General features: G+C 67.6%; 35 protein-coding genes. All 35 read left to right on the forward strand.

What is annotated here, in order from left to right; all coding sequences use genetic code 11:
* The first annotated feature begins 96 nt into the window (after positions 1 to 96).
* The 35 genes from FFS15_RS04665 (at position 97) to FFS15_RS04830 (ending at position 26296) form a co-directional block, all read left to right on the forward strand.
* Positions 97 to 1401 (forward strand): hypothetical protein, encoded by a 1305-nt coding sequence (locus FFS15_RS04665; RefSeq protein WP_137843839.1) that lies wholly within the window; start codon positions 97 to 99, stop codon positions 1399 to 1401.
* Positions 1398 to 2174 carry a hypothetical protein gene (locus FFS15_RS04670; RefSeq protein WP_137843840.1) on the forward strand — a complete coding sequence of 259 codons (777 nt, stop codon included), beginning with the start codon at positions 1398 to 1400 and terminating at the stop codon, positions 2172 to 2174. Before FFS15_RS04665 ends, FFS15_RS04670 begins: the two co-directional genes overlap by 4 nt.
* Positions 2171 to 2800, forward strand: a complete 630-nt coding sequence (locus FFS15_RS04675) for a hypothetical protein (RefSeq protein WP_137843841.1) — start codon at positions 2171 to 2173, stop codon at positions 2798 to 2800. The genes FFS15_RS04670 and FFS15_RS04675 overlap by 4 nt, the downstream gene beginning before the upstream one ends.
* The gene (locus tag FFS15_RS04680) at positions 2797 to 3267 is read left to right on the forward strand and encodes a DUF4326 domain-containing protein (RefSeq protein ID WP_212743108.1); all 471 of its coding nucleotides are present in this window, start codon (positions 2797 to 2799) and stop codon (positions 3265 to 3267) included. The genes FFS15_RS04675 and FFS15_RS04680 overlap by 4 nt, the downstream gene beginning before the upstream one ends.
* A complete protein-coding gene (locus FFS15_RS04685; RefSeq protein ID WP_137843842.1) occupies positions 3264 to 3515 on the forward strand; it encodes a hypothetical protein in 252 nt (83 codons plus the stop codon). The genes FFS15_RS04680 and FFS15_RS04685 overlap by 4 nt, the downstream gene beginning before the upstream one ends.
* Before the next feature lie 256 nt (positions 3516 to 3771).
* Positions 3772 to 4065 carry a hypothetical protein gene (locus FFS15_RS04690; RefSeq protein WP_137843843.1) on the forward strand — a complete coding sequence of 98 codons (294 nt, stop codon included), beginning with the start codon at positions 3772 to 3774 and terminating at the stop codon, positions 4063 to 4065.
* Positions 4066 to 4225: 160 nt separating this feature from the next.
* Positions 4226 to 5140, forward strand: a complete 915-nt coding sequence (locus tag FFS15_RS04695; protein ID WP_137843844.1) for a GDP-mannose 4,6-dehydratase — start codon at positions 4226 to 4228, stop codon at positions 5138 to 5140.
* Positions 5137 to 5763 carry a glycosyltransferase gene (locus FFS15_RS04700; RefSeq protein ID WP_137843845.1) on the forward strand — a complete coding sequence of 209 codons (627 nt, stop codon included), beginning with the start codon at positions 5137 to 5139 and terminating at the stop codon, positions 5761 to 5763. The genes FFS15_RS04695 and FFS15_RS04700 overlap by 4 nt, the downstream gene beginning before the upstream one ends.
* Positions 5748 to 6473 (forward strand): glycosyltransferase, encoded by a 726-nt coding sequence (locus tag FFS15_RS04705; RefSeq protein ID WP_137843846.1) that lies wholly within the window; start codon positions 5748 to 5750, stop codon positions 6471 to 6473. Before FFS15_RS04700 ends, FFS15_RS04705 begins: the two co-directional genes overlap by 16 nt.
* Entirely contained in the window at positions 6470 to 7111 is a 642-nt protein-coding gene (locus FFS15_RS04710; protein WP_137843847.1) for a hypothetical protein, read from the forward strand. Before FFS15_RS04705 ends, FFS15_RS04710 begins: the two co-directional genes overlap by 4 nt.
* A complete protein-coding gene (locus FFS15_RS04715) occupies positions 7108 to 7431 on the forward strand; it encodes a hypothetical protein (protein WP_137843848.1) in 324 nt (107 codons plus the stop codon). Before FFS15_RS04710 ends, FFS15_RS04715 begins: the two co-directional genes overlap by 4 nt.
* 561 nt (positions 7432 to 7992) lie before the next feature.
* Positions 7993 to 8337, forward strand: a complete 345-nt coding sequence (locus FFS15_RS04720; RefSeq protein ID WP_137843849.1) for a hypothetical protein — start codon at positions 7993 to 7995, stop codon at positions 8335 to 8337.
* A gap of 67 nt (positions 8338 to 8404) precedes the next feature.
* A complete protein-coding gene (locus FFS15_RS04725; RefSeq protein WP_137843850.1) occupies positions 8405 to 9931 on the forward strand; it encodes a terminase in 1527 nt (508 codons plus the stop codon).
* Between the two features lie 12 nt (positions 9932 to 9943).
* Positions 9944 to 10147, forward strand: a complete 204-nt coding sequence (locus tag FFS15_RS04730; protein WP_137843851.1) for a hypothetical protein — start codon at positions 9944 to 9946, stop codon at positions 10145 to 10147.
* Positions 10147 to 11769 (forward strand): phage portal protein, encoded by a 1623-nt coding sequence (locus FFS15_RS04735; RefSeq protein WP_137843852.1) that lies wholly within the window; start codon positions 10147 to 10149, stop codon positions 11767 to 11769. Before FFS15_RS04730 ends, FFS15_RS04735 begins: the two co-directional genes overlap by 1 nt.
* Entirely contained in the window at positions 11766 to 12485 is a 720-nt protein-coding gene (locus FFS15_RS04740) for an HK97 family phage prohead protease (RefSeq protein WP_137843853.1), read from the forward strand. Before FFS15_RS04735 ends, FFS15_RS04740 begins: the two co-directional genes overlap by 4 nt.
* A gap of 20 nt (positions 12486 to 12505) precedes the next feature.
* Positions 12506 to 13762, forward strand: a complete 1257-nt coding sequence (locus FFS15_RS04745) for a phage major capsid protein (RefSeq protein WP_137843854.1) — start codon at positions 12506 to 12508, stop codon at positions 13760 to 13762.
* 5 nt (positions 13763 to 13767) lie between these two features.
* The gene (locus FFS15_RS04750) at positions 13768 to 13986 is read left to right on the forward strand and encodes a hypothetical protein (protein ID WP_137843855.1); all 219 of its coding nucleotides are present in this window, start codon (positions 13768 to 13770) and stop codon (positions 13984 to 13986) included.
* A 13-nt stretch (positions 13987 to 13999) separates the two neighbouring features.
* On the forward strand, positions 14000 to 14521 hold the full coding sequence (locus FFS15_RS04755; RefSeq protein WP_137843856.1) for a hypothetical protein: 522 nt from the start codon (positions 14000 to 14002) through the stop codon (positions 14519 to 14521).
* Positions 14521 to 14913: a hypothetical protein gene (locus FFS15_RS04760; protein ID WP_137843857.1), complete on the forward strand. Its 393-nt coding sequence runs from the start codon at positions 14521 to 14523 to the stop codon at positions 14911 to 14913. The genes FFS15_RS04755 and FFS15_RS04760 overlap by 1 nt, the downstream gene beginning before the upstream one ends.
* 12 nt (positions 14914 to 14925) lie before the next feature.
* Positions 14926 to 15210 (forward strand): HK97 gp10 family phage protein, encoded by a 285-nt coding sequence (locus FFS15_RS04765; RefSeq protein WP_137843858.1) that lies wholly within the window; start codon positions 14926 to 14928, stop codon positions 15208 to 15210.
* On the forward strand, positions 15207 to 15635 hold the full coding sequence (locus FFS15_RS04770) for a hypothetical protein (RefSeq protein ID WP_137843859.1): 429 nt from the start codon (positions 15207 to 15209) through the stop codon (positions 15633 to 15635). The genes FFS15_RS04765 and FFS15_RS04770 overlap by 4 nt, the downstream gene beginning before the upstream one ends.
* An 84-nt stretch (positions 15636 to 15719) precedes the next feature.
* Positions 15720 to 16307, forward strand: a complete 588-nt coding sequence (locus FFS15_RS04775) for a hypothetical protein (RefSeq protein ID WP_137843860.1) — start codon at positions 15720 to 15722, stop codon at positions 16305 to 16307.
* An 87-nt stretch (positions 16308 to 16394) separates the two neighbouring features.
* Positions 16395 to 16763, forward strand: coding sequence for a hypothetical protein (locus FFS15_RS04780; protein ID WP_137843861.1), 369 nt, complete (start codon positions 16395 to 16397; stop codon positions 16761 to 16763).
* Positions 16709 to 17125 (forward strand): hypothetical protein, encoded by a 417-nt coding sequence (locus tag FFS15_RS04785; protein ID WP_137843862.1) that lies wholly within the window; start codon positions 16709 to 16711, stop codon positions 17123 to 17125. Before FFS15_RS04780 ends, FFS15_RS04785 begins: the two co-directional genes overlap by 55 nt.
* Positions 17126 to 17134: 9 nt before the next feature.
* A complete protein-coding gene (locus tag FFS15_RS04790; RefSeq protein WP_137843863.1) occupies positions 17135 to 19315 on the forward strand; it encodes a hypothetical protein in 2181 nt (726 codons plus the stop codon).
* Positions 19316 to 19318: 3 nt separating this feature from the next.
* The gene (locus FFS15_RS04795) at positions 19319 to 20233 is read left to right on the forward strand and encodes a hypothetical protein (RefSeq protein WP_137843864.1); all 915 of its coding nucleotides are present in this window, start codon (positions 19319 to 19321) and stop codon (positions 20231 to 20233) included.
* Positions 20233 to 21303, forward strand: a complete 1071-nt coding sequence (locus tag FFS15_RS04800; protein WP_137843865.1) for a hypothetical protein — start codon at positions 20233 to 20235, stop codon at positions 21301 to 21303. Before FFS15_RS04795 ends, FFS15_RS04800 begins: the two co-directional genes overlap by 1 nt.
* Complete coding sequence (locus FFS15_RS04805; RefSeq protein ID WP_137843866.1) at positions 21303 to 22238, forward strand: hypothetical protein; 936 nt, start codon at positions 21303 to 21305, stop codon at positions 22236 to 22238. The genes FFS15_RS04800 and FFS15_RS04805 overlap by 1 nt, the downstream gene beginning before the upstream one ends.
* Positions 22239 to 22251: 13 nt before the next feature.
* On the forward strand, positions 22252 to 24276 hold the full coding sequence (locus tag FFS15_RS04810) for a sialidase family protein (protein WP_137843867.1): 2025 nt from the start codon (positions 22252 to 22254) through the stop codon (positions 24274 to 24276).
* Positions 24277 to 24345: 69 nt separating this feature from the next.
* Entirely contained in the window at positions 24346 to 24471 is a 126-nt protein-coding gene (locus FFS15_RS18945; RefSeq protein ID WP_283205746.1) for a hypothetical protein, read from the forward strand.
* Between the two features lie 17 nt (positions 24472 to 24488).
* On the forward strand, positions 24489 to 24689 hold the full coding sequence (locus FFS15_RS04815) for a hypothetical protein (protein WP_137843868.1): 201 nt from the start codon (positions 24489 to 24491) through the stop codon (positions 24687 to 24689).
* Positions 24690 to 24777: 88 nt separating this feature from the next.
* Positions 24778 to 25659, forward strand: a complete 882-nt coding sequence (locus tag FFS15_RS04820; RefSeq protein WP_137843869.1) for a hypothetical protein — start codon at positions 24778 to 24780, stop codon at positions 25657 to 25659.
* Positions 25656 to 26087, forward strand: coding sequence for a DUF2746 domain-containing protein (locus tag FFS15_RS04825; protein WP_137843870.1), 432 nt, complete (start codon positions 25656 to 25658; stop codon positions 26085 to 26087). The genes FFS15_RS04820 and FFS15_RS04825 overlap by 4 nt, the downstream gene beginning before the upstream one ends.
* On the forward strand, positions 26084 to 26296 hold the full coding sequence (locus FFS15_RS04830) for a hypothetical protein (RefSeq protein WP_137843871.1): 213 nt from the start codon (positions 26084 to 26086) through the stop codon (positions 26294 to 26296). Before FFS15_RS04825 ends, FFS15_RS04830 begins: the two co-directional genes overlap by 4 nt.
* Positions 26297 to 26348 lie beyond the last annotated feature (52 nt).

The raw sequence follows: 26348 nt of genomic DNA on the forward strand, positions 1-26348 counted from the left end.
CCAGGACGTGTGCCGTGTGCCGCAGCTCGTGAAGGCCGCGGTTGACGAGGCGCGACGCGCGCACGGCCCCGAGAAGAGCTGCAGGAGGGCAGAGGTATGAGCCGAACAGGCGACCTGTATGCGATCGACTTCCCACACGGCACCGTCGACGGCTACCGTCAGGGCTGCCACGGGTCCGTCTGCGGCGGTCTGATCGCGTGCCGCGACGTGTACCGCCGATACCAGGGCGACTATTCCTTCCGGAAGAAGATCGACGCAGGCATGAGTCTGGCCGAGATCGACGCTGAGGATGTTGCGCTGCGCGCCGATGCCGTCGAGCGGGACCGGACCGCGGCGCGGGCTGAGCGTGCCAGGCAGCGCGTCGAGGAGCGCCCGACGAGGGTCCGCGCGCCGCGGGAGCCGCGGGTGCTTGCGATTGACAGGCTCGGCCCTGAGGTCGCCCGGCTCCACGCCACGCGGATGGTGGACCGGCAGATCGCTCACGAGCTGGGGATCTCTCAACCGTACGTCGCGTCGCTCCGCCGGAACCTCGGACTGCTGCCGAACGCTCTACCTCGAAAGGAGCGCACACCGCGCGCGCCGCGCATTCGCGTCGACCGGCACGACGACGTCGCCAGACTGCATGCCGAGGGGCTCAGCGACAAGGAGATCGCCGCCGAGGTGGGCCTTGCCCCGGCGTATGCGGGGCAGCTGCGCCGCGAACTCGGGTTGCCGGCGAACCGGAAGCGGCGGCCGAGGAAGGAGCGCCCGCCACGTCAGCCGCGACGTGACCACCGCCCGGGCGTTGCCGCGGCGCACGCCGAGGGATTGAACGATGTGGCGATCGCGGAACGCCTCGGAATCTCGAAGAACCACGTAGGCACGCTGCGCCGCGAACTCGGGTTGCCGGCTCACACCACTGCCCGGTCGAGGTGGGACTCCGAGCAGCTGCAACCGCACGGCACGAACGCCTGCTACGCCCGCGGATGTCGACTCCCGGAGTGTGCCGAGGCACACAGGCAGTACCACCGCGACTATGTGAAGCGGCGCCGCGCGGAGGGCGCACGCGAGTTCCACGGGACCGCGTACGGCTACCAGCTCGGATGCAGAAGCCGCACAGCCTGCCCGTCGAAGCCGTCGTGCGCTGACGCATCACTCGAAGCGGAGCGGGCCCGACGTCGCGCAGCCGGCATCCCGGCGAAGGTGCTCGTCGACGCCAGCCCCGTGCAGGCGCACATCCGCGACCTGGTGCACGCTGGCGTCTCGATCGATGCAATCGCGGAGAGGTCGGGGCTGACGTTCCCGATCGTCCGCAAGATGATCCACTCGCGGGGCCGTGGGCGGGGGATCGTCAACATGGTCCTCGCCGAGCGTGCACGCGCGATCCTCAGCGTCGATCTGCCGGAGGTCGAGGCGGCATGACGAACCTGGAGCAGCTGACCTTCAGTACCGAGCACGCTGCCCGTGAGTGGCATCGCGCGTTCGAGTGGCATCTTGACGTCGTCCCACCGCTGATCGAGGTGATCGTGTGGATGACGTTCCCGAGCATCCCGGTGTCACGGGGCGGGTCACGGTTCGACAAGATCCAGATCTCCGGCGGCGGGTACTTCGACAACATCCCGGACGAGATCCCCGGGGATGCGGCCGCGCAGGATGCGAAGGATCTGTGGTGGTGGCTCGTCGAGTACACGCGGGCGGTCGCCGAGTGGATAATCCCTGACCGGCCGGCGCCGGCGCTCGATGACAAGCCCAACCCGGATCCGCTGTCGGCGAGGTCGGTCGCGCTCACCACGATCGGGTGGCTGATCGACCACGCCGACCGGGTCCGCGACGTCGCCGAGCTCGACGAGCACATGAACGAGATGTTCACCGAGATCCGCCACCTCCGCGGCCGGTACGGGGTGTTCCCGCGGCCGCGACGGCAGCTTGATCTGTGCCGCACCTGCGGGGCGCGGCAGGTCGTCTTCGGGTGGGTGTCGAATCCGAATGGCTCGCCGAAGCCGATCAGGGTGGGCAAGTGCCGCACCTGTGGGGAGACGTACGAGGTGCAGCACGACCCGGCGCCGGCACCGACGCCGCAGGTGGTGCTGTCGTCGGTGTGCGCGGATGGTCGGCATGAGGCGTGCGAGTCGGTTCATTGTCAGTGCCCGTGTGGGCATCGGAGTGGTGTTGGACGAGAGGTAGGACAGTCATGAGTGATGCACTCACCGAAGCCAGGAAGCAACTGGCCGAGTTCCGCAAGCGCGGGTTCAGGGGCGGCTACCATCTGGTCGCCCCCATGAAGGCCCTGATCGACGCTCACAAAGCCCTCACCGCTGACCGTGACGAGTGGAAGCGCCTGTTCTCGGAGTGTCACCCGATCCACCTCGACGGGGTGAAGCGGGCCGAGAAAGCCGAGCGCGAGGTCGCGCGCCTGTCTGCTGGTGTGGCGTCCCCGACGCACGCTCCAAGTGAAAGCGTGTCTGGGTTGGAGTTTCATTCCGACGCTCCAAATGCAAGCGTGGAGTCCCCCACAGACGAAGACCGGGCGGCGCTGATTCACCTGCTGTTCGACCAGGTGCCTGAGGACTGGGACGAGAACGACATCGGCATCCTCACGGACGAGATCCTCGCTGCTGGGTTCCGTCGTCAGGCACCGATCACCGACGCGCAGGTTAGCGCGGCATGTGAAGCATTCTGGGCGCACCCCGACATCATGGGTGGCGCTCCGAGCACGCGGGCTGCTCTCGAAGCCGCCCGAGCCGCCCGTCGTCAGGTGTCCGAACCCCCCACAGTCGTCCCCACCGAAGACACCACCCCCACGAACGGGGTCGGAGCTTGATCGATGACGAGCGCGGACCAGAGTTCGACCGCCTCTACCGGCTCATGCACGCGGCGACCAAGCCTCCGACGAACGTGTCGCTCACGTCGATGGTGCGCTGGATGTTCGACGAAGGTGTGCGAGTCACCCCGCTATTGCCCGAGACCTTGCGTCCAACGATGTTCGATGTCGACCCGACACGGATCGTCCTCTCCCGGAAACGGGGATGGAAGCTGCCCGAAGGTGCTATCTCATGCGCCCGCCCCCACCGGTACGGGAATCCGTTCATCATCGGCACACCCGAGAACGGCGGCAACATCACACGCTCCCAGTCGGTCGCGATGTTCCGTCGGGCGCTGGACGAGGGACGGCTGCAGTTCACCGTCGCCGAGGTGAAGCGAGAACTGCGAGGCCTCTCACTCGGCTGCTGGTGCCATCTGGACCAGGAGTGCCACGTCGACGTCCTCCTGGAGGTCGCCAACGCATGACCAAGCTCACCTATCGGCAGGCCGCCGCCCTCGTCGGACGTTCACCCCGAACGATCCGCTACTGGCGACTCCGCGGCATGCCGATGGGCTGGGAGACCCGCGACGGCCAGAACGTCCGCGTCGTCGAGAAGACCGTCCTGCAAGCCTGGTTCCGCCAGAGGCTCCGCAACGACCCAGTGCACCAACAACGCCTACGAGCGCAGATCGCCCGCGAGGCGGCCGCTCAAGGCCAACGAGACACGCCGTAGACCCAACGTTTGGCCGCTCCCGCTTGCCGCCCCTACATTCAAGATCAGACAGGTGTCGCGAGAGGGCCAAAGGCCCCGCGACCGGGCAGGCTGACACACCGCCCCTCTCATCCGGTGTGATCGTGCCGTCCGGTCCCGCGGCACCGTCCTCGTGAAGGGCAGTGGCCGGGCCGCGCGGACTTCCCCAGGTCCCGGCCCGGCCACCGCCGCCAGAGCCCCTCGCGGCGCGCCGCCCTAGGTCCCTAGGATCAGGTCCATGCGCCGACTCGCTCCGATCCTGCTCGCCGGGCTGTTTCTCACCGGGTGCTCGGCTGGAACGCCAACAGCGCCGGCCGAGACCACACCCGCCGAGACCACCCCCGCCGAGCCTGAGCGCACCACGGTCGAATGGGACAACTACGCCACCGAATACCAGCGGATCGTCGACGAGGAGACCGCCGAAGGCGACTGCGCTGCGCTGCAGGAGATGTTCGACGTCGCTCCCGACGACCCGAAGCTGCTCTCCTACATCGACGAGGCCCTCACGATCGCGGGCTGCTACGACGACTAGCCCGATCTCGTCCGCATTACGAAGCCCTCGCGACAGCGGGGGCTTCGTCGTTCCCGGAGGTTGCCCCGCGATGACCTGTGACATGTGCGGCGAGAAGACCATCCCCGGCGTCGTCTGCTGCGACGAGCTGGTCAACGAGCTCCCGACCGAGGACTGAGGCATGACGACTGCGCTCATCACCGGCATCACAGGGCAGGATGGCTCCTACCTCGCCGAGCTGCTCGAGCACCGCGGGTACACCGTCCATGGCACTGTCCGCCGGCACCAGCAGGTCACACCGACCCGGCACCTGTGCGACCTCACCGACACGGCTTCCGTCGACAAGGTGGTCGACGAGGTCCGGCCCGACGAGATCTACCACCTGGGTGCACAGACTCATGTGGGGGAGTCGTTCAAGTCCCCGATCGCCACATTCGACGCGACGGGCGCCGCGACGCTTCGCCTGCTTGAGGCCGTGCGGCGGATCGCCCCGCAGGCGCGGTTCTACCAGGCTGCGACCTCGGAGCTGTTCGGGATCTCGCCAGCACCGCAGTCCGAGTCGACGCCGTTCCACCCCCGCTCGCCGTACGGGGTGGCGAAGCTCGCCGCGTACTGGGCGGTCGTCAACTACCGGGAGGCGTACGGGCTGCATGCCTCGAACGGCATCCTGTTCAATCACGAGTCGCCCCGCCGTGGCGCCGGGTTCGTAACCCGCAAGATCAGCCTCGCTGTCGCCGCGATCAAGCGGGGCGACGCCGACACGGTCACGCTCGGCAACCTCGATGCACGTCGCGACTGGGGCTTCGCGCCCGAGTACGTCGACGGCATGCACCGTATCCTGCAGCACGCCCCCGGCGACTACATCCTCGCCACGGGCACCTCCTACAGCGTTCGCGACTTCGCGGAGCACGCGTTCGCTGCGGCCGACCTCGACTGGGCTGACCATGTCCGCACGGCAGAGGCTCAGCAACGGCCAGCAGACGTCCCCGATCTCGTGGGCGACTCGTCGAGAGCTCGCGACGAGCTCGGGTGGGTCCCGACGATCCACACGCCCGAGCTCGCGCGCATCATGGTCACTGCGGACATGGCCGCATGATCCCTCGCATCCTGTTCCGCACCGTCCCGCAGGTCACCGACGACCAGACTGAGGCGTGGTGGCAAGCATCGGTCGACCTCACCCCGGGGTGGGAGCAAATCACCTACCGCGACCCGATCGACGCGACCACCTTCCCCGTGGCCGCGCAGCACTGGGACGCGTGCACCTCTGGTGCGCAGCGTGCCGGTCTTATTCGCCTCGAGGCACTAATCCGCCACGGCGGGGTCTACATCGACTCCGACGTCGAGCTGTGGAGGCCGATCGACCAACTGCTGCAGCTCCGAGGCTTCGCGGCGTGGGAAGACGCCAACACCGTGCCGGACGCGATCCTCGGGTTTGAGGCGGCGCACCCGGTTCTGCCGGTCATGCTCGCCGAGGCCGTCGACCGCCTTGCCGATGGTGCGTGGGAGTCCGGGCCGGGTGTCACGACGCGGAACCTGCAGGGCCGCGACGACGTCCTCCTACTGCCTCCGCAGACCTGCTACCCGTACCACTGGAACCGGGCATCGAAGCGGATTCACGACACCCGCAACGCGAGCGGCCGGCGCAACCTCGAACAGCTCCGGAAGGCGCCCTACGCGCTCATGGCCCACCACTGGAGGCACTCATGGCGCGAGTCGTGATCCTCGTCCCACGACGCGCCGACCGCGGCCGCCGCGACGATCTCTGGCGCTTCACCCGCGACTGGCTGACCTGGCACCACCGTGACTGGCTGATCGTCGAGGGCGAGTCGCCCGAGGGCCCGTTCAACCGCGGCGCCGCGATCAACCAGGCTGCACGGGACGCCGGCGACTGGGACGTCGCGATCGTCCACGATGGCGACAACATCACCGCACCTGCCGTGCTCGAGGAAGCGGTGCGCCGCGCGCTCGACACGGGCATCACTCACATCGCGCACGACACGTACATGTACCTCGACCAGGACTCGTCCGACGAGATCCTCGCGACTCCCGCTGGTCCGTGGTGGCCGCGCCCGCAGATCTACAACGTCCGCGAGGCGTACGCTCCCTACGTCCTCCACAAGCACGTGTCTGGCATCGTCGTCGTCCCGCGCAGCGTGTGGACAGCGACGAACGGGTTCGTTGAGCTGCGCGGGTGGGGCTCCGACGACAGCCTGCACATCATCATGTGCAACGCGCTCGGCGGTGGCGTCGAGTGGGTTAAGGGCACCGCGCTCCACCTGTGGCACGAGCATGCGGCCGCGGACTCGACCCGCATCGACCGGACACGGAATCGGCAGCAGATGTTGCAGGCGAAGACGTATGAGCGCCGGCAGGATTCCGCGGGTCTGAAGCGGTACCTGCGGGTGACGTTCGGTCACGAGGTGCCGTGAACGTCCGTCTGTCGGTCGCGATCATGGCGCACGTGGCCCGAACGCACCACGCGTGGTGGCTCGCCCAGGATCTCCACGCGCCCGTGGTCTGGGACCGTGGCGCCGGCGAGTGGGACACGGGAGCGCGCGCGATCAGCGCATATGAGGATGGCGCCACTCATCACCTCATCGTTCAGGACGACGCGGTCCCCGTCCCCGACCTGAGGGCGCACCTCGAGGCGGCGATCGCCTCGCAGCCTCACGGGCCGATGAGCCTGTACCTCGGCACCGGGCCCAGCGGGCGACGCCGACTGCGAAACCAGGCTGCTATCCGCACGGCGGACGATGCCACCTCGACGTGGATCGGCATCCCGGAGATGCTGCACGGTGTCGCGATCGTGCTCCCGGTCGCTGACATCGCTCCGATGCTCCGATGGGCGGAGGGTCGCCGAGAGCCGTACGACGCGCGGATCGGGAAGTTCTACCGGCACCACGGTCGGCCGCGCGTGCTCTACACCTGGCCGTCGCTGGTAGATCACGCGGACGGCGACACGCTGATCGCCGTCCGCCCGGACCGTCAACTGCGGACCTACCCGAGGGTCGCGTACCGGCACGGTGCTCCCGCCCGATGGACAGACCACACCGTGGAGAGCGCATGAGCGGGCAACGCAAGTCCACACGCCGGATGAAGCAGCTCACCCTCGAGTTCTTCGACGAAGGTAGGCGGCTCTCCGAGTCCGATGACTCGCACGAGAAGGCTTCGTCACACTGCTGGCTGTGCGGCATGGCCGTCGACTACACGGTCCCCGCGAACAGCACCCCGGACTCGCACAACCTCGACCACTACTACCCGGTGCGCGATTACCCGGAGCTGCAGCACGACCCCGCGAACTTCCGACACTCCCACGCCGAGTGCAACGTCGCCCGCGGCGCCGACGCCCCACTCCCGAACCTCGGCATGCTCAGCCGCACCTGGTGACCCGGAGGACCCCATGGCCACACCCCGATGGGTCCGACGACACCGGCAGACGCAGCACACCCTCCGCACCATCGCCCTACTCGAACTCGCACACCAGGCGGAGACCCGCATCGAGGTCGAGCACGAGACGCCTGAGGATTGGGCACCACGCCGAGGCATGTCCTTCGGGGCCGAGTAAGCATGAACTGGAGTCAGCAACGCCGAGCGCAGATCATGCTCGACAAGCTCCACCCCACAGCGGTCGTACTCGACAGACACGGGCACGCCTGGCAGATGGGCGGAGTCGCTGACGCCTACTACTGGTACCGCGCCTACGGAGACAGCAGCAACGTCACATCCCACGAGCTCGCTTCCCACGGACCCTTCACCGTGCTGTACCGGCCGACAACCATGCGACCAAACGTCGAAGCCGTCCTAGCGCCGATGCATGGAGGCTTCGGGGCCCCCTGAGGGGGAGGGGCGGTCACATCTCGGGAGACCCCGCGCGACGGACCACCTCCCGCCTGCGCCGGTCCTCTCCCCCCGGGATGATCCGCGGTTCCACCACCGGAGGAGGCTTCGATGGCGTCTCGTCAGCGGCTGGTCGAGGTCAATCGGTTCGTCCGAGACAAGGGTCTCGACGACGCGAGCGGCGACGGCATGGTGATCGGTTTCGCCCGGGATATCGCGCGTCGCGTGGACAAGGCGGGGGACGAGGCGCCGCTGAACCTGCTGCGGATGTACCAGTCGGCGATGAAGGACCTGCAGCGGCTCGCTGAGCCGCCGGCGCCGGCGCCGAAGGTGCGTCGAGATGCCGTCGAGGAGCCGCCGGCGCCTGAGCTGTCATCGCCGCCCGAGCTGAAGATCGTGGAGGAGTCGCCTCTTGAGAAGCTCCGCCGCGAGAAGCAAGAGCGAGCTACGGGGTAAGACCGAGCCGAGGCTGTTCACGAAGCCGCTTCGCGAGCTCACGCCGGAGACGTCGCATGGCTTCTCGGTGATCGAGTTCGCGCTGCTGGTGCTCGGGATCGAGCTGTACCCATGGCAGAAGTGGCTGCTGATTCACGCGCTCGAGCTGAACGAGGACGGCACCTATCGGTTCCGGAAGATCTTCATCCTCGTCGGGCGGCAGAACGGTAAGACGACGCTGCTCACGGTGCTCACCCTGTGGTGGCTGTTCATGGACGCGGAGTCGTTCCCTGATCATCTGCCGGCGCACGAGTTCCTGATCCTCGGGACCGCGCAGAACCTGGACCTGGCCGAGGAGGCATGGGACGCCGCGCTGAAGCGTTGCGACCCGTTCCCGGACGAGGACGACGCACAGTTCGTCATCGACGACCTGGCGCGCGAGACCCGCCGGCCGGTGAAGAAGAACGGATCGAAGGCGCTCCGTCTCCGCAACGGTGCCCGATACGAGCCTCGCGCGGCGACCCGGATGGGCGGCCGCGGGAAGTCGGCCGCGCGGGTCGTGATGGACGAGATGCGTGAGCAGCAGACGTGGGACGTCTGGGGCTCGGTGTCGAAGACGAAGAACGCGATCTTCAACTCGCAGCTATGGGGCATCTCCTCGGCGGGTGATGCGAAGTCGGTCGTGCTGAGCACGCTCCGCAAGGGCGCGCTCAAGACGATCGAGGAGTTCGAGCGGTACGTCGAGTCCGGAGTGCAGACGCTGGAGGACTTCGCGAACGGCCACGACATGGCCACAGCGATCTTCGAGTGGTCGGCGGACCCGAAGGCGAAGCTGCTCGACATCGACGGGATCCTGCAGGCCAACCCGAGCGTCGGCTACAAGCCGATGTTCTTTGAGTCGATCTGGTCGGATCTTCTCGGCGACGAGCCGGAGGCGACGAAGCGGACCGAGATCCTCTGCCAGTGGGTCGACTCGATGGTCGACCCGTACATCGACGGGCCTTCCTGGGAGGGCGTCGCGGACGGGCCTGAGCTCGACAACCGCGGCCGCCTGGTGTCGATCGGCTCGGAGATCCCTGACGGTGCGCACATGGTGCTGGGCGTCGACACGTCGTGGAACCGATCGATGAGCTACATCAGCGTCGCGGGGGTCCGCGAGGACGGCGCGATCCACCTCGAGGTGGTCCGCATGCGCGCCGGCATGCTGTGGGTCGTGGCTGAGGCTGTGAAGATCGCGGAACGCAACGGCATCACACACGTCGTCGTTCAGGCCCGCGGGTGCCCGGCGTCGGACTTCATCAAGGAGTTCAAGGAGCGGACTGACCTGGAGGTCGTCGAGCTCGGTGGTACGACCATGCTGAACTCGGCCGGTCGTCTGAAGGACCGAACCCGCGACCGGCTCGTGCGCCACCGGGCGCAGCCCATCCTCAACATGGCGATCGCCGGTGGGGTCACGAAGAAGCTGGCCGGCCTCGACGTCTGGGACCGAGAGGCATCGATCGTCGACGTCGCGCCGGCCGTATCGGTGACGAACGCGCTGTACGGCGTCGAGACTGTGCTCCCCACAGAGCCCGTCGTCAGCGCCTACGAGGACCACGAGCTGCTGGTCGTGTGAGAGGGGGAGTCGATGCGTGAGCTGAAGCTGCTCACTGGGAAGACCGTCGTGATCTCGTCGACCGGCGCGACTGTGCGCGGGGTGCTTGAGTCCGCGACGAGGTCGTTCGTGACGCTCGTCGACGCCGTCGATGTCAGCTCGACAGATCCGAAGCCGATCGCCGGCATGGTCCTCATCCCCGCGTCGCGGGTCAACTACGTGCAGGCGGTGGCGTGATGGCGTACTTCGAGACCCTCAGCGATCTCGGCGAGCACCTCGGCCGCAGTGGCATCGAGATCGTCGACCCGGGCGTTCCGCTCAGCGACTGGGCGACAGACAGCTACGGGCCCGCGTGGAAGAACCAGCCGTCTGTGCGCAAGGTCGTCGGGTTCATCGCCCGGCAGCTTGCGTCGACACCGCTGCACCTGTTCGAGCGTGCCTCGAACGACGACCGCACCCGTATCCGCACCGGTGATCTTGCGGACCTGCTCCGGCGCCCCACACGCGCACCGGGGATCACGCCCTACCGGTTCTGGGAGTCGCTCCTCATCGACGGTCTGATCAACGACCGGTGGTGCGCGCAGATCGTTGAGCACGCAGACGGGTGGGAGCTCGTCCGCATCCCGGCGCGCCGCGTCCGGTTCAAGTCCGACTGGCTCGGCCGGATCGAGAAGGTTCTCATCACGGGGGAGAACGGGCAGACCTCCGATCACGACCCAAAGAACTACCTCATCGACGTCGGCTACTCCGAGAAGGGTGCGAACGGCACGTCGCCGCTGCGCACTCTGCAGGACATCCTCAACGAGCAGACCGAGTCGGTGGCATACCGCCGGGCGGTCTGGAAGAACGGCGCGCGGGTCCCGATGGTCATCGAACGGCCGAGGGAGGCCGGCGAGTTCAAGGAGGGACCGTTCGCCCGGTTCAAGACGTCGTGGCGGTCGTTCGTGAAGGGCGGCGGCGAGGAGGGCGGCACGCCCATCCTCGAGGACGGGATGACGCTGAAGGAGATCACCGCGTTCCGCCCGCGCGACACCCTCGACCTTGAGGGCCGGAAGCTCGCCGACATCGAGGTGTGCTCGGCGTACTACATCGCGCCTGAGCTCGTCGGCGCGCGTGAGGGCACCTTCGCGAACATCAAGGCGTTCAAGGAGATGCTCTACGGTCCGAACCTCGGCCCGTACTACGCGGCGTGGGAGCAGTCACTCAACGCGACGCTCGTGCCGCTGATGGCCGGCGGTCGCGCGGTGTACATCGAGGCGAACCTCGAGGCGAAGTTGCGCGGATCGTTCGACGAGCAGATCGACTACCTGTCGACCGCTGTCGGCGGTCCCGTCGTTACTCGCGCGGAGGCGCGATCGCGTCTGAACCTCGCTCACCTCGAAGGCACCGACGAGCTGATCACTCCGCTGAACGTCCTCGTCGGCGGTCAGGCCTCGCCGCAGGACGGCGAGACGGCCGGTGGTGGCGGGTCGATGTCGAAGACGGCCGAGGAGATCCAGCGTCTGATCACGTCGGCGACGGCGCTGATTCGTGCCGGTTTCGAGCCGCAGGCGTCACTGTCGGCTGTTGGCCTCGATCCGATCGCGCATCTCGGTCTGCTTCCCGTCACCGTCCGCGAGGACGAAGACACGAAGGCGCTGACAGATCTGTTGACGGAGTTCAAGGCGCGTCAGCGCCAGGTCATCTCGTCGCAGAAGGCGGCGGGTGTCCTCGACTGGTGGGACCGCGGGCGGTGGGATGGCGAACTCGCGAAGGCCCTGGCCAAGGCGGGGATGGAGATCACCAGGGCGGCCGCAGTCTCGCGGCTCGTTAACGACCAGTCGGAGCGGGAGCTCCTCGCGGAAGGGGAAGCATCATGACGATGCTCACGAAGACGCTCGCCGTTGAAGTCAAGGCGGTTGGCGACGAGGACTCGGGCCGCTTCCAGGCCTACTTCTCGGTGTTCGGGAACGTGGACTCCTACGGCGACATGGTCGTCAAGGGCGCGTTCGCCGACGACCTCGACCGGTGGGGGCCGAAGGGGTCGGGCATCCCGATCTACTGGCGCCATCGCATGGACGACCCGATGCTCAATCTCGGGGCCTCGCTCGAGGTGGCAGAGGACGACTTCGGGGCGCTCGTCGACGGGCAGCTCGACCTCGAGAACTCGTACGCGGCGTACACCTACAAGCTCATGCGCGAGGGCCGCGTTCGGCAGATGTCGTTCGCGTACGACATCGTCGAGGCCGGCTGGGTCGAGAAGACCGAGGACGGCAAGACCGTCAGCTACTACGAGCTGCGCAAGCTGAAGATCCACGAGATCTCCATCGTCCCGGTCGGGGCGAACCAGGAGACCGAGATCCTCGCCGTGAAGTCCGCCCAGGAGGCGGCGCGCGCGGCGCTCACAGACGCCCGCCGCAAGGCGGACGACCCGGCCGCGGCTCTCGATGAGTCCGTGGACGGCGAAGACCAGGGCACAGAAGACGACCCGGCCAACGCCAAGACCGACGAGCCCGCAGGGGCCAAGGCCGACGAGCGGACGACGGAGCAGTCGAAGCAGCACCTGGGAATCATCAACATCACCAAAGCCCTCTAGAGGGGCAGAAAGGGATTCCGATGAATCTCAAGCAGATGCTCGCGGCACTCCAGAAGGAGCTCCTCGAGATCCAGTCGAAGGCGAAGGCCGAGGGCCGCGACTTCACCGACGAGGAACTCACGGCGATCGAGGCGAAGTCCGCCGAGGCCACCGACCTCAAGGCGAAGATCGAGCGGATCGAGAAGTCTGAGAAGGCTCTCGCCGACCTCGTCGAACACGGCAAGTCGGACGACTCCGCCGAGGACAACCCGGACGACTTCAAGAGCGTCCCGATCGGTGAGCGGTTCACGAAGTCGCAGCAGTACGCCGACTTTGCGAAGAAGTTCCCCGGCGGCTCGATCGGACAGGGCACGCCGGTCAAGATCGAGTCGGCCCGCATCGGCACGATGAAGGAGTTCTTCGCGAACCGTCGCAGCGCCAAGGCGCTGACCACGACGACCGCGCGGATCCAGGACATCCGTGTCCCGATGGTCGACCTCGTTGACCGTCCGCGGCTCACCCTGCTCGACCTGATCTCGCGCGGCCAGACCGCCGGGAACTTCGAGTACGTGCAGGTCACCGCAGTCACCCGGAACGCGGACATCGTCCCGGAGGCGGAGTCCGCCACCGACGACGACGCCCTCAAGCCGGTGTCGGAGATCTCGACCGAACTCCAGGACGCGAAGGTCTTCACTTACGCCGACGGCTACGAGGTGACCAACCAGCTCCTCGCCGACGCGCCGGCGTTCGCGTCCTACCTGGAGACCGAGCTCGAGTACTCGCTCGACTCGGTCATCGAGGACTACCTCCTCAACGGCACCGGCCTGTCGGGACAGCCCAAGGGCATCCTGCACACCACCGGCGTCCAGGAGCAGGAGATCGCGTCGTCCGACCCGATGGACCTCGTGAAGGCCGCCCGCCGCGCGATCACGAAGGTGACCCGCCTGCAGGGCGGAACCGTCACCGGCATCGTGCTCTCGCCGGAGGACGACGAGGAGATCGACCTCATGCAGGATCTCAACGATCGGTTCTACGGGCAGGGCCCGTTCGGCACCGGCCCGCAGACCCTGTGGGGCCGTCCCCGCGTCACCTCGGAGCGGCTGGAGCCCGGGCAGTTCATCCTCGGCGACTGGCGCCAGGTCGCGCTGCTCGACCGCGAGGGTCTCGCTGTGCAGGCGTTCAACCAGCACAAGGACTTCGCGCAGCGCAACATGACCTACGTGCGTGCGGAACTCCGCGCGGCGCAGGTCATCTGGAAGCCGTCCCGCCTCGTGGTGGGCTCGCTCGCCGGTAGCTGATCGCCATGTCGATGGTCACCATCGGCGGCGTTCGCTACCGCGTCGACGACGCGAAGCGGCGGGGCCTCCTCGCGGAGGTCCCTGCCGTGCCCGCGGAGTCGGCTCTCGATCCGGCGCCGGCCAGCGAGCCGGAGCCCGTCGTCGACGGTGAGAAGCCGTCGTGGTGGGCCGGCCTCAAGGGCGGAAAGCCGAAGAACAAGGCCGCGAAGCCGGCCGACAAGTAGGAGGTGACGGGGCGTGACGATTCCTCTCATCGTCGATGCGAACACGATTGTGGACGCCGCTTTCTGGATGAAGGCGGCGACCCAGTCGATTCGCTCGGAGTGCGGCTGGCACGTCGCGCCCGTCATCACCGAAACCCTCGTGCTGGACGGCAGGGGTGGCGTCGCGCTGCTCCTGCCGTCTCAGCGGGTCGAGGCGGTCACCCTGGTCAAGAACGACGGGGTCGACGTGACCTCCCGGGTGAAGTTCAGCCGCCGCACTGGCGTGATGACTCTTGCCTCCGGTTGGTCGTGTGACCTCGGCTCGATCGAGATCACCCTGACCCACGGCTACCCGCTCGAGAGTGTGGCCGACATCGCGGCGCTGATCGTGACTCTGACGAAGCGGGGCGCAGCGTCGTCGGCGTTCGTGCAGCAGTCGGTCGGATCGGCCTCTGCGCGACTCGGCACGGGCCGGGACGGGGCCGCGCTGAGTGTTCCGCTCCTGGAGTCGGAGAAGGCGCTTCTGGAGCCGTACAGGCTCAATTGGGGTGCGTGATGTCGTGGCTCGATGAGGTCGCCCTCGCCGAGGATGGTATGTCGTTCGCGCACGGCGACACCGTCTACCGGGACCGCCGGCCACTGATGACAGACCCGTACAACCCCGACGCGACAGTCCCGGGCGCATGGAGCGACGCCGACACGCTCGTGCTGACTGAGGCGTTCGTCGACGACATCTCGTCATCGACGGTCAGCGACGGCGCTCGATCGGCGATCAGTTCCGGGAAGGCACTGTTCCTCACTGACCCTGACGCGGACGTGCAAGTCGGAGACCGGATTCGTGCCGGCGACCTGACCCTGTATGTCAACGAGCTCCCGTCTTCGCCGAAGAACCCGTTCACCGGATGGCGGCCGGGGCGTGAGGTGCCGCTCGATCACACCCTCGGCTGAGAGGCGAGATCCGTGGCTCAGCCGGTCAAGTTCAACAACGCCTACTTCGAGCAGCTGTCTCGTTCGCCTGGCGTCGTGCGTATCACCGTCGAGGCCGCGCAGCGGATCGCTGCGACGGCGCGCGCGACCGCGCCGTCAGACACCCAGGCGTATCGCAATGGCATCCGAGTGCGGGTGAAGTACCAGCGTCGCGCTGTCGCGCTCGTCGAGGGCCGAGACAAGAAGACGATGCTCATCGAGTCGAAGACCGGGAACCTGGCGCGCGCGCTGCGAGCCAACGCAAGGGGGCGGCGATGAGCGACCCGCTGATCGCGTACGACGACCTCGAGCTCTACCTGCTCGAATGGTTCCGCACCGCGTTGGCAGAGCGTCCTGAACCAGAGTGCGCCGACGTCGAGGTGGTGCGTGTCGAGCCACCCACCGATGACCTCCCCGAGAAGCTGCTCGTGATCCGCGATGACGGCGCAACGGATACGTCGTTCATCACTGCGGAGGCCTCGCTCGGCTTCACCGTGCTCGCGGGCTCGAAGGAGAACCCGAAGGTCGCGAAAGACCTCGCGCGGATCGTGCACGCGCTGCTGTCGCAGATCCCCTCAGGCGACCCTGCCAATCCGTTCGCCGCGCTGCTCTCGCGCACGAGCCCTGTGCTTGTGCAGGAGTCGCAGCCGAAGGCGCGCGCGTACGCGACGGCGACGTTCGCGATCGCCGGCCGCGGCATCTGATCTTCACCCACACCGGGCATCCGCCCACCACACCATCAATCCCGCTCCGGCACACCCGGGGCGACCGCATCCAAGGAGATGAGCATGACTGCCGACGAACACGGCAACGACATCCTCGCGGTCGGCATCCCGGTGACGGGATCGATCGGCCTCGCACCCTACGGGACAGTGATCCCGACGCCCGCTGAGGGCGCCACGGACGACCTGGTCCTCGATCCGGCGTTCCGCAAGCTCGGCCTGCTGAAGCAGGACGGCGGCCCGCAGTTCGCGTGGGCCGCGTCGGGCGACCCCATCGAGTTCTGGCAGGACGGCTACTCGGAGCCTTCGGGCCTCGCCGACGTCACCCTGTCGGTCACCGCGGCGGAGATCCTCAACGATCTGCTGCGCGAACTCATCGCGGGCGACGCGCCTGACGTGAACGGCTACACCGAGGTCGACGGCGGCGGCGTCTCGACCCGGTGGGTGGTGTTCACCGAGGAGATCTTCAAGAACGGTGCCATCCGGCGCCGCGTCGCCCCGTCGATCCAGCTGCAGTCGTCGACGGAGGACCGGTCGACGCGTGGCGAGGTCAACGGCAACGCGCTGATCTTCGAGATCCAGCGCCACGCGGGCGTCGGCAACAAGCACTTCGGCGAGTGGGTCCTCCCCGCCGAGGACGGCTCCGGCTCCTGAGAGACGGCGGGCGGCGGTGATCGTGGGTGACACCGCCGCCCGCTCCAACACCCACCCACACCTCACCCACGAAAGGACACCCACACCATGAGCAAGACCAAGACCGCCAAGCCGAAGCCCGAGCGCGACCCGATCCCCGTCTTCGATGAGGATCCTGGCGCGGACCGCCCGACGTTCTACGTCGTCGGCGAGGAGTTCCACGCGGTCACGAGCGACGGGCTACTCGTCGTCCCCATGCGGTTCAAGACGAGCGTGTTCAAGCAGGTGCTCCGCGCCGAAGGGGACAATCTTGAGCTGTTCCTGATCCTCATCGACGGCATCGGCGACGAGGACACAATCGCGCAGATCGACGAGCTCGACATCTTCGAGAGCGTCGCGATCGCGATGGCGTACTTCCAGGCGTGGCGAGAGAAGCAGCAGGCCTCCGTGGGGGAAGCGCAGCGCTCCTCGAACTGATCGAGGAGCACCGCCCCGAGTTCACGTTCGACTTCCGCCGCTACTTCGGGGTCTCGGTGAACGAGGTCGGCTGGTCGATCCCGTACGGCGAGGCGTGGCTGCTGATCCTCGAGCTGCGTCGGGAGTCCGGGTCGCACACGCACATGCTCCGCCACGGGTTCACCGAGACCGCGTCGCTGGCAGACTTCGCGGCGATCCGGCATGCCGAGTGGTTCATGAACTCGCACAAGAAGGACAAGGCTCCGCTGATCGAGCTCCCGCACATCTGGGAGCCGCCGGACCCGAACGCCGATGTGACGCCCGAGAGAAGGGCGGAACTCGAAGCGCAGCTCGAACGCCGGTCTGCGTTCGCCGACCGATAGGAGCCCCGCATGTCGATGCCCCAGGTCGGTCAGGGTGCGGTCGCGGTCGTCCCCACGTTCAAGGGGTTCCGCACCGCGGTCACCAAGGAGACCGACTCGGCGGCGAAGACGTCGACGAAGGGGTTCCGGTCGGTCTGGTCCAAGGAAGGCACGGCCTCCGGGAAGGAGACCGGCACCGGATTCCGGAAGGCGTTCGAGGGGGAGTCGAAGGGATTCACCGACAAGGCGACCCGCGAGCTCGAGCAGTCCGTCTCGAAGTCCGCCCGCCTGGTCTCTGCCGCCCGGCTGAAGGAGCAGGACGCCGCAGGCAAGGTCCGCCTCGCTGAGCGGCAGCTCGCCGAAGCGCGCGAGCGGTACAGCGACGACACGTCGCAGGTGATCCGCGCCGAGGAACGGCTTGCGACCGCGAACCGGCAGCTCGAGAAGGCGCAGGACGACACCCGCGGGTCCACGAACGATCTGCGGCAGGCTCAGGCGAACCTCGCGGACGCCGCAGATCGGACGGGGGACCAGCTCGCTGAGGCCGGCCGGACGGGTGCGCGACGCTTCTCGACCGGCTTCAGTGAGGTATTCCGCGGGTCGTTCCTGGGCTCCGCGCTCGGCAACCTGGCGTCGGAGCTCACCTCGCAGATCGGCTACGCGATCGGCGCCGGTATCCGCGCCGGTATCTCGTTCGCGATCGGCACCGTCGATATCGCCTCAGACCTGAACGAGTCGGTCAACGCGGTCGACGTCTCGTACGGTCCGATCGCCGACCAGATCCTCGCACTCGGTGACACGAGCGCGAAGACCTTCGGGCTGAGCAAGCGGGAGCTCAACCAGTACGCCGTGCAGTTCTCGTCGTTCGCGAAGAGCATCGCGGGCGAGAGTGGCGATGTCGCGGGCACCTTCGAGTCGCTCCTCGGACGAGCGACCGACTTCGCGTCAGTCATGAACCTCGACGTCGCTGAAGCGCTGCTGCTGTTCCAGTCCGGACTTGCCGGCGAGACCGAGCCCCTGCGCCGATACGGCAGAGACCTGTCCGCGGCGACAGTCGAGGCGTTCGCATACGCGAACGGAATCGCGGAGCCCGGCGCCGAGCTCACCGAGCAACAGAAGATCCTCGCCCGCTACGGCGCCCTGATGGAGCAGACCGCTGAAGTGCAGGGCGACTTCGCGAACACCTCCGACGAGCTCGCGAACCAGAACCGCATCAACGCGGCGACGTGGGACGACCTTCAGGCGAAGATCGGCACCGCGTTCCTCCCGATCGCGTCCGAGCTCGCCACCGTTCTCGCCGACGACGTCCTGCCCGCGATCGCTGATCTGGTCGAGGAGCATGGCCCGGAGCTCGCCGCGATGTTCGAGGACGCTGTGCCGGCGTTGAGGGACCTTGCGACGGACGTGCTGCCGCTGCTGCCTGACCTGTTCAAGTCGATGGCCGACACCCTTCCTGCGGTGATCGATCTGACGAACAAGCTCGCCCCGGCAGCGCTGTGGGTGACGCAGTGGTTCGGTGGTTGGTTCACGGCCGCTGAGACTCTGTTCGGGCTGTTGTCCGGTGACACGTCGCTCGCGGAGTTCCTGGAGGAGGTCCTCGCGATCCCGGGCCCGGTCGGCGACATCCTCCGGGCAGTGGCGGATCTCGCCGGCGGTATCGGTGTGAATCTGGGGCTCGCGATCTTCCATGTGAGGCAGTTCGGCACGGGGGTGTGGAACACGACCCAGGAGGTCATCGGCTGGTTCCGAGCGCTCCCGGGGCGGATCGGCGGGTTCTTCGCCGGCGCGGGTGACTGGCTGTACCAGTCGGGGCGGTCGATCATCCAGGGCTTCATCGATGGCATCAACGACATGTTCAGCCCGGTCGGCGACGCGGTCAGTGGGCTGATGTCGTGGGTGCAGGGATTCTTCCCGAACTCGCCGGCGAAGCGGGGCCCGTTCTCTGGTGCTGGGTGGACCGGGCTGAAGGAGTCCGGGTCTGCGGTGATGGAGCAGTGGACGTCGGGTATGGCGAGGCCGGACCTGACCGGTGTGCTCAGCCCGTACCAGTCCACGTCACCCAACGCGGCTGGTGGCGGGACCGCTCGGGGTGGCGACAGGTACGAGTTCCACGGGATCTACGCGCCGACCGCCGACGAGCTGTTCGAGGCCGCCGAGCGTCGACGTCGTCGGGCGATGGCGACGCGCCTGTCGGACGCGGAGAGGGTGTAGCTGATGGTCCTTATCCTGGCGCGCCCGGTCGTAGTCCCCGATCCGCGGCCATCTCCCTGGCAGCACCTCTCGATGGTGTGGGTCGGCTGGGACGGTTCGACCTGGGACCTCGGTACCGGCGAGGAGGGCGTGAGGCTGCTCCGTGACGGCGTCGAGGGGCTCCACTTCCCGCCGATCGAGAAGTGGTCGTCCCGGTCGTCGGCGTTCCCAGGGAAGCGTCCTCGCGGGTGGCAAGCACTTGAGCGGGCGGTCTTCTGGCCGTTGCGCATTCGGGCGCAGTCGTCGGAGGAGTGGCGTGTGCTGCAGGATCGGTTCTTCAACACGATCCACCCTTCGCGGCACGGCGAGTGGCAAGTGCAGGCCGGCACACAGGTCCGCCGTGTCCGCCTCACCGGCACCTTCGAGGACCCGCACACTCATCCGCTCGACCCCTACGCGCGCGGTCTCGGTATCTACGGGGTGACCCTCGAAGCCGACCGGCCCTACTGGTCCGGCGACCCGATCAGCGCCGGCCCGTGGTCGGCCGTCGAAGAGGTCGACTTCTTCGACGCGGAAGGTTCGCCGCCGTTCCACATCTCCGCATCGAACTCGCCCACGACGGCGTCGTTCACGAATCCGGGCGACGTGGACGCGTACCCGGTGTGGACGGTCGTCGGGCCGGCGGATGACATCGAGCTCGGTGTCGGGTCGCGGGTCATCGATGTGCCGTTTGCGGTCGCCGAGGGGGAGACCCTGCTGATCGATACGGACCCGCGGAACATCACGGCGACGCTGAACGGTGTCGACGTGACCGAGGATCTCGGGTTCCAGCGGTTCGCGCCGATCCCGGCGAAGGCGACGACGTCGCTGCACGTGCTGGCAACGGGGGAGGGCAGCGTGTCCGTCTCGCTGACCCCGCTGTACTTTCGGGCGTTCTGATGCTCGGGTTCGCATTGGAGACGGCCGGGGGCGCGTTCGTCAGCCAGCTGGTGCCGAACGAGTCGCATGTCGAGTTGCTGCAGAACGATGTGTCGTTCGCGGAGCTGGTGTTCGACGAAGACGACCCGGTGTGGGGGAAGGTGCAGGACGGTCACCGGCTGCGGTGCCTGTACGAGGACGGTTCGCACCTGATGGGCGGTGTCATCGAGTCCCGTGAAGGCGAGTGGCCGCAGGGCGCAGGGATACTGCGGGTGGAGGACGACTTCCGCCTGTTCCGCCTGCTGGGGTGGCAGACACCGGATGCCGCGATCACCGCACAGACGAACGAGTACGCCCGGTACACGGGGCACACGGAGACCGTCGTCAAAGCGGCGTGCGCGGATCTGAGCGACCGGCTCGGCCTGGGCTGGTCGATCCCGTCGTCGGCGAACCTGGGCACGCCTGGGCGGCGTGTGGAGTTCCGCATGCACCCGCTCGTCGACAAGCTGAAGCCGCTCGTCGACCAGGACTTGCTGACCTGGTCCATCCAGGACGGCGTGGTTGACGTCACTCAGGGTGACCTGTTCCCCCGGGTGCTGACGTTCGACACCGGTCTGATCGAGAAGTACCGGTGGAAGATCAGCATGCCCACCGTGACCCGTGATGTCGTCGGTGGCTCCGGCGAGGGGACGGCGCGGGAGTTCGCCGAGTTCGTCGACACGGGCCGTGAGGCCACGTGGGGGCAGCCTGCCGAGGTGTTCAAGGACTCCCGGATGGCTGACGGTGAACCGCTCGATCCGGACGGGGCTGAGGCGCTCGCCGCGGGCGCCGGTCAGGCATCGGTCGCGATCGAGCTGAATGAGTCGTCGTGGTTCCGGTACGGCAAGTACGTGCTCGGCACCCGGCTTGAGATCGATCTGGGCATGGTGCAGAAGACGGATGTGATCACCCGGATCACGTTCGACGAGACCCCTGAGAACGGGCTGGTCGTGACCCCGCATGTCGGGTCGCTCGAGGTGGACGTGGATTCCCGTTTGGGGTCCGCGATCGGACAGTTGGCGCGGCGTGTCCGCGATCAAGGAGGACGCTGATGACGATCACGAGCATCGGATACGCCGGCAGTGTCGACCAGACCGAGTGGGCTCGGGCGATCTACCGTCTCGGTTCGTGCCGGTACGGTGTGACGTCGTCGGGGTCGTGGCGGGTGACACCGTCGGCGGGAACCCGGGTGGTGTCGATCGCGGCCGGTGGCGGCTGGGGGCCGGGCATCCTCGACTCTTCCGACGACGTCGAGACGCTCACGTTCGCGTCGGTGCCAACCGGGGTCCGCTACGACATGGTCGTGATGCGGCGCACCTGGGGCGGCACGATGACATCCGAGTTCGCAGTCGTCGAGGGTGGGTCGTCGCAGTCGCTCCCGTCGCGCAACACGAACGTGGGTGTGCTGGATGATCAGCCGCTCGCGCTGGTGAAGGTCACGGCCGGGTCGTCCGCGGTGCAGGTCGTGAACGATCTGCGGGTGTGGGCCATGAACGGTGGCGCGTTCGCGAGGGACAACCTGGTCCGCTCGTACCTGTCCGATGTGGGCACGGTCGTGCAGATCGGTGAAGCCCTGTGGGTGCGGCGCCTCAACGACGCCTTGTCGGCGGAGTGGATGAACCTGCTCGCGAATGCGCCGCAGCCGGTGTGGACGAACATCACCCACCTGTCGTCGGCGGAGAACGGTGGCGGGGTCTACCCGTTCTCCTGGATCCCCACCGTCGGTGGGGTGCAGCTCCGCGGCGGGAGCCAGAAGAAGACAGGCGGGTGGCTGTCGGGGAACAAGATCGGTGCGCTCCCACCCCTGGCAAGTCCGGCCAAGACGGTGCGGTTCATCTGCAACACCACCACGGAGGGTCAGGCGGCGAAGATCCGCATCAACCCGGCCGGGGAGATCTTCATGGACGGGATCGTGACGAACGGGACGACCGGGGCCGGCGCCCCGCCCGCGTTCGTTCACCTCGACGGCGTGTTCATCCCTCGATGAGTAAGGACCACTGATGGCAATCGTTGACTACTTCCCCGCTCATGTGGCGTTGAACCCGCAGACCGGTGGGAACCTGCCGGACGCGGTCGTCGAGTTCTTCGCGATCGATGACGAAGAGTTCACGACCCCGGTCACCGTGACCGATGTGCAGGACGTGCCCCTCGGCACGTCGGTCACGTCGGGCGCGACGGGCGTGTTCCCGGCGTTCAAGGCGCCCGGGCACACGCAGCTCGTGCCGAAGTCCGGCGACGTCGTCACCCCGCCGATCTTCAGCCTGTACGGGCTGCTGCTGTCGCTGATCCCTGACCCGACCGGGGAGGACGCTGGTCGTCCGATCGTCACGGACGGGCTCGACGGGTACATCCTCGGCGACCCCTCCGAAGGCGGCGGGGGCGGGGTCAGTCTCCCGGTCGGGGGTGTGCAGGGGCACCTGCTGACGAAGAACTCTTCCGATGATGGCGACGCAGGGTGGGCGTCGCTCGCGGGCCGCCCGACGGCGCTCGGGCATGCTGCACTCCCGATGCCTGGTTCGTCCGGGACGGGGAACCTGACCGCCGGTGGCGAGCTGGTCGAGATCATCGACGGCACGCTGCACAATGCGTTCCCGTCGGTGACGCTGTGCGTCAACGGTGACCTGCTCGCCGTGTGGCGGCAGGGCACCGACTACCGGGACGCGCTGGACGGTGCGATCGTGATGTCGCGCAGCTCAGACTTCGGTGTGACATGGTCGACGCCGGCGACGATCTTCAGCGACACTGTCGACCTTCGCGACCCGGGTGTGGTCGCTTTGCGTGACGGGCGCCTGGTGGTGCAGTTCATCGCGGACGGTGCGACGATCGCGGACGAGCACGTCTACATCGCGTTCTCCGATGACAACGGGGTGTCGTGGGGGAGCCGGATCGAGGTTCCGTTCACGTGGACGGAGGAGCGTCACGGGTCCGCGACGTTCCCGGTGGAGCTCGAGGATGGGACGCTGCTGGTCTCCGGTTGGGGCATGGACACGGGCGACGACTTCTGGTCGGTGCGCGTGATCTCCACCGCCGACGACGGCGACACGTGGGGGTCGGAAGTGACTATCGCGGACGGCGAGGCGGACAGTCAGCCGTACAACGAAAGCCACATCGGGTTCCTGCCTGACGGCACACTGATGACGCTGATCCGCGCCAGCAACGCGGACTTCAGCGTGACCGACATCTACCGGTCTATCTCGGCCGATGACGGGGCGACATGGTCTGCCCCGGATCTCGTCCTCGCCGATCTGTACGGGCGACCGTCGTGGACGCTGCTCGCATCGGGCGGGATCGTGATCACGTGCCGTCGGCTCAGTGACGCGGCCGGGGTGTTCGCGACGTCGTGGGACGACGGGGAGACGTGGACCGACGAGGAGCTGATCGAAGACATCGCGGCGCAGACGATGGCGTACGCTCAGCCGATCGAGGTCTCGCCGGGCCTGGTCGCGGTGATCTTCGCCGATGCGGCGTCGACGGAGTCGTCCGAGGTGCGGTTCAAGTACCTCGCGGACGGCATCGGTGTCTCCCCGTTCGGCGACATCCTCAGGCTCGTGGTCGAGGTGCCCGGCGCCAGCGACCGGCACCTCACGCCGCAGAACTTCTCCGCAACCGCGGGGAGTCCCGTGCTGGGTGCGATCGCCGGAACGCCGTTCGCCGGGGGCTTCCTCTTCGATCAGTCCTCGAACGAGGCGATCGGGACGACACTCCCCGCAACCCCCGCCGACTGGACCACGTTCACCGTCACGTTGCTGTGGTGTCCCGTCGGCGCGACAAGCGGAGACGTGGTGTGGTCGGCTGTCGCGTCGACCATCAACCCGGGCGCCATCATCAACACCGGAATCGAGAGCCTCGGTGTCACGAGCTCCGCGCCTGGGGTCGCCGCTCAGGTGGTGTCGGCTACGACGGCGGCGTTCGCGGCACGCGCCACGGCGTTCAGCCTCCGCATCGCGCGGACTGCGAACTCGGGGAGCGACACCTACGGAGCCGATGCGCTCCTGCTCGGTGTGATCCTGACGAAGGCAAGCTGACCTGAATGTATCGGAAGTGTTCCAGTGGCCTCTTGACTACTGGAACACTTTCGATACAGAATGGGGCACATGATGACCATGCAGAGCACGACCGCTACCGAGTGGCAGCACGTCGCCGGGGACTACTGCGAAACCCCCGCCTGCCACCTCCCGCACTACTGGGCTGGTGGCGCGCCCGGGCCTGTCGTCGAGTGACACCTACACTCGTGGGTGTGACCAAGCCCGGACACGTCACCCCCGCGATGCAGCGGAAGCTGTTGCGCGCGCAGAAGGCCGCGAAGGACGCTGACGCCGCTTACCGGGCGCTGATCCGGGAAGCCCTCGACCAGGGCGCGTCGACTCGAGTCGTCGGTGAAGCGCTCAGCATCTCGCACTCAAAGGTGCAACGCCTCACGAAGCCACCCACCGACTAGCCCAGGAGCCCCCGCATTGTCGGGGGCTTCACCATTCCAGCCCTCCGGATCACCCCGGGGGGCTTTGTCGTGCACGGGAGGTTCGGCTGTGGCGTACACGAACGGGTACATCCCCCGAGACCGGCTGGTGCTCCTCGCGTCGGGGACGAACGAGCACGGCTACTGGGAACACCTGCTGTCCCCAGCGTCGGCCGCGCGGCACCGTGCGCTCGTCGCCCGTGCGAAGGCCCGCACCGGGCGGACGCTCGCGATGGGGCCGGGTTACTCCGCGTACCGGCCGTACGACAACCAGGTGCTCGCGCGGAAGCTGTACGGGCTGGGCGCGGCACTCCCCGGGACGAGCTCGCACGGCGGGCGCTGGGAGGACCGCGAAACCCTCGCGATGGACTACGCGAACTGGGCGTGGGTGTACGCGAACCACGGCGGTCAGGCCGCGTTCTTCGAAGACGCCCGCGCTGTCGGTCTCGCCCCCGGCATGATCATGCGCTCCCGCGGCTACCCCGACGAACCATGGCACGTCATCGACCTGAACCCATGGTCACCCGTCCCCGCCACCGCAGGCTCCACCGAGCTCCTCACGGAAGCCCCGATCGAGAATCGAGACATCGTCATGCGCACGATCTACGACACCGACAACACGAACGATGCGACCCGGCGTGCCGCGGTCGGTGAACTCACCTTCGAGGTGCAGGGGCCGGCAGCATCCGCCCGGGAACGGAAGCTGTGGGGCGACCCCGAGCCCGTCACGAGTGCGGAGTGGGACGGGATCCTCGCGTCCGTGAACAAGCGCCGCGCACAGAACGGTCTCGACCCGCTGACCGGGTTCCGGGGCGAGGTCGGCGACGAGGAGTTCGACTACGCAGCGCTCGCCGCCGCGATCGTGACGGCTGGTGGCACCGCACCGACCGCCGCACAGATCGCAAAGGCTGTGAACGACGACGCCGCAAAGCGCCGGCAGGGCTGGCAGTGACCCCGCCCCCTTGGCTGGTCGCGTGGGCGCAGTCGATCAGCCTGTGGGACCTCGCCCTCTGGACGGCGATCGTCGTCGGGCTGGTCGTGTTCATCCGCAAGCGGGGCTGGCGGTGGATCATCGCGTTCGCTCGCGCGATCCTCGCGACTGCTGAGGTAATCACCTCTGTCCAGGGCCTCCCGGACTTCATCGCACGCACGGATCAGTCCGTGGGTGCGATGCGTACGCAGCTCGAGAACAGTCACCTGACGAACTTGCGCGACGACGTGACGGAGGCGATCGACACTGCGAAGCGGGTCGAAGAAGGCGTTCGGGGTCTGCACGGGCGCCTCGACTCGGTCGAACAGAACGTCGCCCAGCTCGCGAAAGCGGACATCGAGATCCGTGACCAGCTCGAGCAGACCCAACCACCGAAGGAGACACCATGAGCACGTTCTTGTCCCGCTCGAAGAAGGCTGTCGCCGGTGGCTGCGCCGCGGCCGCGGTCGCCCTCGGCACGACTCTGCAGCCCGCGATCGCAGACGGTGTGTTCGTCTGGCCGGACGAGTTCTGGCCCGTCGCGACGTTCACCGTCGGTGCGTTCCTCGTCGGCTTCGCCGGCGTGTGGGCTGCACCCGCGAACGACACGAGCCCGTGATGCCGTACCCGCGCACGAACGGCCTGCCCTGGTGGGTCCGCCTCGCCGCCTG

Origin of the sequence: Microbacterium sp. 2FI (assembly GCF_005502885.1) — a bacterium.
In the GTDB taxonomy this organism is placed as follows: Bacteria; Actinomycetota; Actinomycetes; order Actinomycetales; family Microbacteriaceae; genus Microbacterium.